8 protein-coding genes are annotated in these 9,823 nt (G+C 72.8%); 3 read left to right on the top strand and 5 right to left on the bottom strand.

The features are described 5' to 3' along the window. Both CCN42_RS31995 and CCN42_RS31990 read left to right on the top strand, forming a co-directional pair. Positions 1–286 (top strand): Ohr family peroxiredoxin (locus tag CCN42_RS31995; protein ID WP_143662079.1); only part of this gene is annotated, 286 nt, incomplete at its 5' end. A 41-nt stretch (positions 287–327) separates the two neighbouring features. Beyond that, positions 328–1,494 (top strand): serine hydrolase domain-containing protein, encoded by a 1,167-nt coding sequence (locus CCN42_RS31990; RefSeq protein WP_086740848.1) that lies wholly within the window; start codon positions 328–330, stop codon positions 1,492–1,494. Positions 1,495–1,501: 7 nt separating this feature from the next. On the opposite strand, the gene CCN42_RS31985 is transcribed toward CCN42_RS31990, so the two are convergent. From CCN42_RS31985 to CCN42_RS31965, 5 genes are all read right to left on the bottom strand, one after another. Beyond that, positions 1,502–1,780: a DUF1876 domain-containing protein gene (locus tag CCN42_RS31985; RefSeq protein WP_086169436.1), complete on the bottom strand. Its 279-nt coding sequence runs from the start codon at positions 1,778–1,780 to the stop codon at positions 1,502–1,504. A 101-nt stretch (positions 1,781–1,881) separates the two neighbouring features. Next, positions 1,882–2,727 carry an EamA family transporter gene (locus tag CCN42_RS31980; RefSeq protein WP_086740846.1) on the bottom strand — a complete coding sequence of 282 codons (846 nt, stop codon included), beginning with the start codon at positions 2,725–2,727 and terminating at the stop codon, positions 1,882–1,884. Next, the gene (locus CCN42_RS31975) at positions 2,724–3,239 is read right to left on the bottom strand and encodes a YbaK/EbsC family protein (protein ID WP_086740844.1); all 516 of its coding nucleotides are present in this window, start codon (positions 3,237–3,239) and stop codon (positions 2,724–2,726) included. Before CCN42_RS31975 ends, CCN42_RS31980 begins: the two co-directional genes overlap by 4 nt. A gap of 208 nt (positions 3,240–3,447) precedes the next feature. Then, positions 3,448–5,682: an MMPL family transporter gene (locus CCN42_RS31970; protein ID WP_086740842.1), complete on the bottom strand. Its 2,235-nt coding sequence runs from the start codon at positions 5,680–5,682 to the stop codon at positions 3,448–3,450. Positions 5,683–5,777: 95 nt separating this feature from the next. After that, entirely contained in the window at positions 5,778–6,377 is a 600-nt protein-coding gene (locus CCN42_RS31965; RefSeq protein ID WP_086740840.1) for a TetR/AcrR family transcriptional regulator, read from the bottom strand. Between the two features lie 199 nt (positions 6,378–6,576). On the opposite strand from CCN42_RS31965, the gene CCN42_RS31960 reads away from it, so the two are divergent. After that, positions 6,577–9,823, top strand: a 3,247-nt coding sequence (locus tag CCN42_RS31960) for a S41 family peptidase (protein WP_107427674.1), incomplete at its 3' end; no start/stop codon positions are given.

The following is a 9,823-nucleotide window of genomic DNA, read 5'->3' as shown; positions in this document are numbered from 1 at the left end:
CAACCCGGAGCAGCTGTTCGCGGCGGGCTACAGCTCCTGCTTCCACAACGCGCTGATCCTGGTCGGCAACCGCGAGGGCTACGACCTCAGCGGCTCCACGGTCGCCGCGAAGGTCGGCATCGGCCCCAACCGCCACCGCGGCTACGGCCTCGCGGTCGCCCTCAGCGTCTCCCTGCCGGTCCTCGACCCGGACCTCGCGTCGAAGCTGGTGGACGCGGCCCACGAGGTCTGCCCGTACTCCAACGCCACCCGCGGGAACATCGACGTGACGATTCTGCTTGGGTGAGTCGGGGACCCGACCCGTACCGCAGGACGAGGAGGACGGACGTGGACGCGAACGGCACAGTGGCCGAGGGCTTCGAGCCGGTCAGGGACGCGTTCGTACGGAACTTCGGCACACTCGGCGACCGCGGCGCGGCCGTCACCGTCTACCGGGACGGCCACAAGGTGGTCGACCTGTGGGGCGGCACCCGGGACATCGACGGCACCGAGCCCTGGCAGCCCGGCACCGCCCAGATCGTCCGCTCCGCCACCAAGGGCGTCGCCGCCGCCGTCCTCCTGCTGCTGCACCAGCGCGGCGAGCTGGACCTCGACGCGCCGGTGGGCAAGTGGTGGCCGGAGTACGGGGCCGCGGGCAAGGAGCGCACCCTCGTACGGCATCTGCTCGCGCACCGCGCGGGGGTGCCGGCGCTGGACCGCCCGCTCACGGTCGCGCAGGCCGCCGACCCGGTGCTCGGCGCCGAGGCGGTCGCCGCGCAGGCACCGGCGTGGGAGCCGGGCACGGACCACGGTTATCACGCGCAGACCTACAGCTGGCTCACGGCCGAGCTGGTGCGCCGGGTCACCGGCCGGCCCATCGGCGAGTGGATCGCCGACGAGATCGCGGGCCCGGTCGGGGCGGACTTCTGGCTCGGGCTGCCCCCGGCGGAGGCCGCACGGGTCGGGCGGGTCGGCCGGGTGACGGTCGAGGAGGCGGCGGGGGCCCTGCGCACCCGCCCGAAGCGCGCGGTCTCCGACGCCTACGCCGACCCGGAGTCCCTGACCCGCCGGGCCTTCGGCGCGATCACCCCGCAGCCCGACGAGAACGACCCGGTCTACCGCGCCGCCGCCCTGCCCGCCTCCAACGGCATCGCCACCGCCGACGGGCTGGCCCGGATCTACGCGTCGCTGATCGGCGAGGTCGACGGCGGGGTCCGGCTGTTCACCCCGGAGACGGCCGAACTGGCACGCCGCGAGCAGTCCACGGGGCCGGACCGGGTCCTGGTGGTGAGCACCCGCTTCGGCCTCGGCTACATGCTGCACGGCAGCGCGTCCCCGCTGCTCTCCCCCGGTTCCTTCGGCCACCCGGGCCGCGGCGGCGCGCTCGGCTTCGCCGACCCGGAGTCGGGGATCGCCTTCGGCTACGTGACGAACGGTTTCCGCAAGAGCGTCACGGCGGACCCGCGTGCGCAGGCCCTGGTGAGGGCGGTCCGCACCGCCCTCACCGGCAGCTGACCCGCGCTCACACGTGGATGGGGTGCGAGATGCGCCCCGACGCCGAGTCGATCTCCTCGTGCGCCTTGGTGAGCAGCCGCATCGCCAGCTCGTTCAGCGCCCGGGCGCCGGCGATCTCCTCACCGACCCTGGGCTGATTCGCGTCCGTGTGGTGCCTGCTGGCCTGGCCGTGGGAGCGCACCTCGCTGCCGTCCGGGAGCCGTACCAGCGCCGCGGCCTCGGTGTGCCGGTCGTCCTCCTTGAACTCCAGCTCCACGTGCCAGCCCACTGCGGTATGCATCGTCATGACGATCACCTCCGGAAGAACCTGCTTCCAGGGTGCGCCAGATGGCGTACGGACGCATCCAATCAGGGACATTCCGGGCACCTTCGTGGACCTGTCCGGCCTCAGCCCGCGCGCAGCATCAGCCCGATGCCGACGACCAGCAGCCCGGCCGCGGCGATCCGCGGCGCGCCGAACCGCTCCTTGAAGAACACGGCACCGATCACCGCGCCCACGATGATCGACGACTCCCGCAGGGCGGCGATCGGCGCCAGCTCCGCGCGGGTCTGCGCCCACAGCACCAGCGCGTACGCGGCGACGGACATCAGCGCCCCGAGCAGCCCGAGGGCGGCGAAGGGCCGCACGGTGGCGAGGAAGGCGCCGCGCCACCGGTGGAGGGCGTACGCCGGGATGACCGTCCCCTGGACCAGCATCAGCCAGGCGATGTACCCGAGCGACGAGCCGGAGGCGCGCACGCCGAGCCCGTCGACCAGCGTGTACGCGGCGATGGTCAGCCCGGTCGCCAGCGCGGCGCCGATCGCCGCCCAGTCCGGGCGCCGCCCGCGCAGCCCCCACAGCGCGACACCGGTCAGCCCGGCGCAGGACAGCGCGATCCCGGCGGCGGCCCAGCCGTTGGGCACCTCATGCGCGAAGACCGCGGCGAGCACGGTCACGACGAGCGGCGCGCTGCCGCGGGCGATGGGGTAGGCCTGCCCGAAGTCGCCGAGCCGGAAGGACCGCATGAGCAGGGCGTAGTAGGCGATGTGGACGGCGGCGGAGCCGAGCAGGTACGGCCACGCGGCGGCGGCCGGCATCGCCGTGAACGGCACCAGCGCCAGCCCGGTCAGCGCGCCGCCGCCGGAGATGAGGGTGAACCCGACCAGCTTGTCGGTGATGCGGTGGGCGATGGCGTTCCATCCGGCGTGGGTGACCGCGGCCGCCAGCACGGCCGCGGTGACCAGCGGGGTCACGCGCCACTTCGCTCGCGGACGTCCACCAGGGTGCCGCCGGCGTGTGCGACGAGGGTCTTCGGTTCCATCGGGAAGACGGTGTGCGGGTCCCCGGCCGCCGCCCACACCACGTCGTGGTCGAGCAGGCCCCGGTCGGCGAGCACCCGCGTCCTGGTCCGGTGCCCGAACGGCGGCACACCTCCGATGGCGTACCCCGTGGTCTCCCGTACGACATCGGCCTTGGCCCGGCCGACCTGCTGGGCGCCGAGTGCCCGCCGCACCAGCTCCACGTCGACCCGGGAGGCGCCGTCCATCAGGACCAGCACCGGCACGCCGTCGGCGGCGAACACCAGCGACTTGCAGATCTGGCTCAGCCCACAGCCGATCGCGGCGGCCGCCTCGGCGGCGGTCCGGGTCTCGTCCGGGAAGCGGCGGACCCGCTCCAGCACCTCCGCGATGCCCATCTCCCGCAGGGCGTCGGCGAACCGGGGGTGGGCTCCGTGGCCCTCGATGGCGGTGTCTGCGCTCGTCATGAAGGGCAACCTAGTGGTGCGTGTAACGCGCACGCGACTGTTTTGGGCCCATGCGCCGGGGACACGCGCCCGTCCTTCTCCCGTGGCCGCGGGGCCGCCCGCACAGCCACTCGGCGACGCACGCGAGGAAGTGGAAAGCCGGTGAGGGCGCCCCGTCCCCACGGAGCCCTCACCGGCTGGTCTCAAGCCGCGATCGCGATCGGGACGATCAGACGCGGACCAGTTCGCGGTCCTCGTCCGGGTCCTTGCGGCCGTCCCGGTCCGACGCGGCGCGCAGGCCCTCGCCCTCGACGTCCACGTTGGGCAGCGCGCGGTCCAGCCACTTCGGCAGCCACCAGGCGGCCTTGCCGAGCAGGGCGAGCACCGCCGGGACGATCGCCATGCGGACGACGAACGCGTCGAAGAAGACCGCGATCGCCAGGCCGAAGCCGATCATCTTGACCATGGACTCGCTGGAGCCGATGAAGCCCGCGAACACCGCCATCATGATCACCGCGGCGGCCGTCACGACCCGCGCCCCGTACTTGAAGCCGGTCACGACCGCCTGGCCGGGCTTCTCCCCGTGGACGTACGCCTCGCGCATCCGGGTCACGAGGAACACCTCGTAGTCCATCGCCAGGCCGAAGACCACACCGACCATGAAGATCGGCATCATCGACATGACCGGGCCGGTCTCCTCGACGCCCATCAGGCCGGACAGCCAGCCCCACTGGAAGACCGCGACCACCGCGCCGAGCGCCGCCAGCACGCTGAGCAGGAAGCCGAGGGCCGCCTTCAGCGGGACGAGGATCGAGCGGAAGACCACGATCAGCAGCAGGAAGGCGAGGCCCACCACGAGCGCCAGGTACGGCAGCAGCGCGTCGTTCAGCTTCTGCGAGACGTCGATGTTCATCGCCGTCGCGCCGGTGACCAGCACCTGGCCGTCCTGGCCGGCGGTCAGCTCGGCGCCGGTGTCGCGGATGGCGTGCACCAGGTCCTCGGTGGTCGCCGAGGACGGCTTGGCGTCCGGTATCACGGTGATCGTGGCGGTGTCGCCGGCCTTGTTGGGTGCCGGCGGGGTCACCGTCACCACGTTGTCCAGGCCCTTGATCTCCCCGGCGACGTCCCCGAAGAGCGCCTTCGGGTCCTCGCTGCCCTTGCCGTCGACGACGACCATCAGCGGGCCGTTGAAGCCGGGCCCGAAGCCCTCCGAGAGGAGGTCGTAGGCGCGGCGCTGGGTGGTCGAGGTCGGCTGGGAGCCGTCGTCGGGCAGGCCGAGTTCGAGCGAGGCGGCCGGGACCGCTGCGGCGCCGAGGCCGACGACGCCGAGCAGCAGCACGGCGACCGGGCGGCGGACGACGAAGCTGGCCCAGCGGGTGCCCATGTTGGGCTTGGTGGTGCCCTCGGCGGCCTTCCTGGCGGCGCGCCCGCCGCCGAGCAGCTTGCTCTTCTCACCGGCCGGGCGCACCTTGCGGCCCGCGTAGCCGAGCAGCGCGGGGATCATGGTGAGCGCGATCAGGACGGCGATGGCGACGGTGCCCGCCGCGGCGATGCCCATCTTGGTCAGCATCGGGATGTTGACGACCGACAGGCCGACCAGGGCGATGACGACGGTGAGACCGGCGAAGACCACCGCGGAACCGGCGGTGCCGACGGCCCGTCCGGCCGCCTCCTCGCGGCCGCGGCCCTCGGCGAGTTCCGCGCGGTAGCGGGAGACGATGAACAGGGCGTAGTCGATGCCGACCGCGAGGCCGATCATCGTGGCGAGCGTGGAGGTGGTGGAGCCCAGGTCGAGGGGGCTGGCCAGCGCGGTGATCGTCGCGACGCCGATGCCGACGCCGATGATGGCGGTGAGCAGCGGCAGCCCGGCGGCGAGCAGCGAGCCGAAGGTGATGACGAGGACGACCGCGGCGACCGCGATGCCGATGATCTCGGAGCTGCCGGTGTGCGGCACGGCCTGGAGGGCGTCACCGCCGATCTCGACGGTCAGCCCCGTGTCCCGGGCCTCCTCGGCGGCGCCTTCCAGGGCGTCCTTGGTGGTGTCCTTCAGCTCCATGCCGGACACCTTGTAGGTGACCTGCGCGTAGGCGATCGTGCCGTCCCGGCTGACGGACCTGGCCTGGTAGGGGTCGGCGACGGCGGCGACCTCGGAGCCGTCGGCCAGTTCCCGGACGGTCTTCTGGACCGTCGCCTTGTTCTCGGCGTCGGTCATCTTCTCCCCGGCCGGCGCCTTGAAGACGACGCGCGCGGTGGCGCCGTCGGCGCTCATGCCGGGGAAGCGCTCCTCCAGCAGGTCGAAGGCCTTCTGGGCCTCGGTGCCGGGGATCGAGAAGGAGGTGGTGCCGGGGGCGGGGGCGCTTGCCGCGCCGACGCCCGCGAGCGTCAGCAGCGCCACCCATAGGAAAGCGACGATGTGCCTTCGCCGGAACGAGAACCGGCCGAGTCGGTAGAGAAACGTGGCCACTAGGGCGTACTCCCGGTCAGTCGTGGGGTGGTCAGGGCAGGGATGGTCAGCCCGACGACGTGAGCGGTCGCGTCAGGTGGTGCGGAGCAGGTCGCTCAGGTGGTGGGGACGCCGAGGGCGGGGAGGACCACGGCGTCGATGTACGAGAGGAGGAAGGTCTGCGTGGGCGGCAGCTCGTCGATCAGCGTGCGGGTGACGAACGCGCCCAGCAGCATGTGCACCACGAACTCCATCGCCGGGTTGTCCGCACGGACCTCGCCCCGGTCGACGGCGCGCCGCAGCACGCGCCGGAACTCCTCCAGCTCCGGTTCGATCAGCAGTTCCTTGAACGCCCGCAGAAGGTCGGGGTTGTTGTGGACCGCCATGGCCAGGCCGCGCATCAGCGCGGTGTTCTGCTCCATGGCGCAGTCGTCCTCGCGGGTCACGAGGGCGACCAGGTCGCCGCGGAGCGAGCCGGTGTCGACGTCCGCGATGCTGCCCGGCTTCATGTGCCGCATCGCGTGCGCCACCAGCTCGGCCTTGCCGCCCCACTGGCGGTAGAGGGTGGCCTTGCTGGAGTGGGTGCGGGCCGCGACGGCGTCCATGGTCAGGGCGTCGTAGCCGACCTCTCGGAGCAGGTCGAGTACGGCCGTGTACAGCTCGGCCGCGCGCTCGGGCGTGAGCCGGCTGCGGCGCGCGGTTGCGGCCTCGGCCATGACCCTCACCCCTTTCGCGTGAACGAGACTGTTTCGTACAGCATCACTGTAGTGCCCGCGGCTAGCGAAACGAAACCGTTTCGTACGTGTGCTGGGTCACTCCTGTCAGAACCGCATAAGTCCCCCGGCTCCGGGAGCGGGCGAGACGGTAAAAAACGCACAAGTTGCTCACCCCTCCTCCCCGGCAAAGCATGAAGAGGTGACCTATCTGCGCCTGCCCCATCTCCACGGTGACCTGCTGTGCTTCGTGGCCGAGGACGACCTCTGGCTCGCCCCCCTCGACGATCCCGGCCGCGCCTGGCGGCTCACCGCCGACCGCACCAAGACCGGCCACCCGCGCTTCTCCCCCGACGGCCGCCACATCGCCTGCACGAGCTGGCGCAGTCTCGTCCCGGAGATCCACCTGGTCCCCGTGGACGGCGGCCGGGCCCGGCAGCTCACCTACTGGGGAAGCCCCGACACCCGCGTCTGCGGCTGGACCCCGCCCGAAGGGAACGGCCCCGGCGACATCCTGGCCGTCGCCTCCCACGGCGAGCCCTTCTCCTACTTCACCTGGGCGTACAAGGTGTCCCCCGACGGCGACCCCGGCCGCAAGCTGCCCTGGGGCCCGGTCTCCGACATCCAGGTCGCCGACCTCGCCGACGGGCACAGGACGCTGCTGCTCACCGGCACCCCGCCGCACGAACCCGCCGCCTGGAAGCGCTACCGGGGCGGCGCCATGGGCCGCCTCTGGCTGCACGGACAGCGGCTCCTCGCCGACCTGGAGGGCCATCTGGACGCCCCGATGTTCGTCGGCGACCGGATCGCCTTCCTCTCCGACCACGAGGGCGTCGGCAACCTCTACTCCTGCGCCCAGGACGGCTCCGACCTGCGCCGCCACACCGACCACGACGCCTTCTACGCCCGGCACGCCGCGAGCGACGGCACCCGGGTGGTCTACCAGTGCGCCGGCGACCTGTGGCTCGTGGACGACCTCTCGCCCGACGCCGCCCCCCGCCGCCTCGACGTCCGGCTGAACGGGCCGCGCACCGGCCGCCGCCCCTATCAGGTGCCCGCGGCCCAGCACGTGGACGGCCTCTCCGTCGACGAGACCGGCCGGGCCAGCGCCGTCGTGGTGCGCGGCAGCCTGTACTGGCTCACCCACCGCGACGGGCCCGCCCGCACCATCACCGACACCCCCGGCGTCCGGGTCCGGCTGCCGGAGATGCTGGGCTCCGGCAACCAGGTCGCCTACGTGACGGACGCGGAGGGCGAGGACGCGGTCGAGATCGCCTACCTGCCCCGCGCCACCGGCGACCGCGAGCCCCGGCGGCTCGCCTCCGGCGAGCTCGGCCGGGTCCTGGAACTGGTCGCCGACCCGGCCGGTGAACGCCTCGCCATCGCCGCGCACGACGGACGGCTCCTGCTGCTCGACGCGACCGAGGACTCCAACGGCGAGGTCACCGAGCTGATCCGGTCCGTCAACGGCCCGGTCCGCGACCTCGCCTTCTCCCCCGACGGCACCTGGCTGACCTGGTCCCACCCAGGTATCGGCCGCACCCTGCGGCAGATCAAGATGGCCCGTATCGGCGGTGCCGGAGGCACCGGAGAAGGGGCCCGCGTCGTCGTCGACGTCACCAACGGCCGCTTCGAGGACGAGAACCCGGTCTTCACCCGCGACGGCCGCTACCTCGCCTTCCTCTCCTGGCGCGGCTTCGACCCGGTCTACGACGTCCACACCGGCGACCTGTCCTTCCCGCTCGGCTGCCGCCCCTACCTGGTCCCGCTCTCCTCCGCGACCCCCTCCCCGTTCGCCCTGGACCCCGACGGCCGCCCCGCCGCCGGCGGTCTCGGCCGGATGGGCGACTCGGGGGACCTCGGTGACGAGGCCGGCGGCGAGAGCGGCACCGTCACCGTGGAGGTGGAGGGCCTGGAGAGCAGGGTCACGCCCTTCCCGGTCGCCGCGTCCAAGTACTCGGCGCTGTACCCGGTCGCGGGCGGCGGACTGGTCTGGCTGCGCTGGCCGATCTCCGGCGCGCTCGGCGAGACCTTCGTCAACCCGGACGACACCAGCGGCCGTCCCACCCTGGAGTACTTCAACATCACCAAGGCCAAACGGTCCGAACTCCTCGCCCACCTCGACTGGTTCGCGGTCAGCGGTGACGGCAGCCGCCTCGTCGTCGTCGACGAGGGCGACCTGCGCGCGGTCCCGTCCACCGAGAGCGGCGACGTCGACACCACCACCTGGATCGATCTGCGCCGCATCCTGCACGAGGTCGACCCGGCCGCCGAATGGCGCCAGTCCTACGACGAGGCCGGCCGTCTGATCCGCGCCCACTTCTGGGAACCCGGCATGTGCGGCATCGACTGGGACGCCGTCCTGGAGCAGTACCGCCCGCTGGTCGACCGGGTCGCCTCACCGGACGAGTTCGCCGACCTGCTCCGCGAGGTCCTCGGCGAACTGGGCACCTCCCACGCCTACGTCAGCGCCGCCCGCCGCAACGAGGGCCCGCCCCACTACCAGCGCCGGCAGGGCCTGCTCGGCGCCAACCTCGTCCGCCGCGACGGCGGCTGGGCGGTCCAGCGGATCCTGCCCGGCGACTCCTCCGACTCCAAGGCCCGCTCCCCGCTCGCCGGTTCCGGCATCCGCGAGGGCGCCGTCCTCACGCATGTCGACGGCCGCCCGGTGGACCCGGTCACCGGCCCCTACCCGCTGCTCGCGGGCGCGGGCGGTACGACCGTGGAGCTGACCTTCACGCCCGCCGAGGGCGAGGGCCGAGCGCGCCGGGTCGCCGTCGTCCCGCTCATCGACGAACGGCCGCTGCGCTACCAGGACTGGGTGGCCAAACGCCGCGAGGTCGTACGCGAGTTGAGCGGCGGGCGCTGCGGCTACCTGCACATCCCGGACATGGGCGGCTCCGGCTGGGCCCAGTTCAACCGCGACCTGCGCATGGAGGTCTCCCGCCCCGCCCTCATCGTCGACGTGCGCGGCAACGCGGGCGGGCACATCAGCGAACTCGTCATCGAGACGCTGACCCGCACCATCCTCGGCTGGGATCTGACCCGCGACGCCCAGCCCGTGTCGTACGCCTCCAACGCCCCGCGCGGCCCGGTGGTGGCCCTCGCCGACGAGGCCACCTCCTCCGACGGCGACATGATCACGGCCGCCTTCAAGCTGCTGAAGCTCGGCCCGGTCGTCGGCCAGCGCACCTGGGGCGGAGTCGTCGGCATGACCGGCCGCCACCGCCTCGGCGACGGCACCGTGATCACCGTGCCGATGAACGCGGCCTGGTTCGACACGTACGGCTGGTCCGTCGAGAACAGGGGCGTCACCCCCGACCTGGAGATCCTCCGCACGCCCCTCGACTGGGCCGAAGGCCGCCACGCCCAGCTCGACGACGCCGTCCACCTGGCCCTGGACCTCCTGACGACCAACCCCCCGGCCACCCCACCCGACTACTCCGACA

The sequence above is a fragment of the Streptomyces glaucescens genome (assembly GCF_002154375.1).
Taxonomy (GTDB): Bacteria; Actinomycetota; Actinomycetes; order Streptomycetales; family Streptomycetaceae; genus Streptomyces; species Streptomyces glaucescens.
The sequence above is the reverse complement of the archived record's forward strand: the minus strand, read 5'-3'. Positions and strand labels throughout refer to the sequence as shown.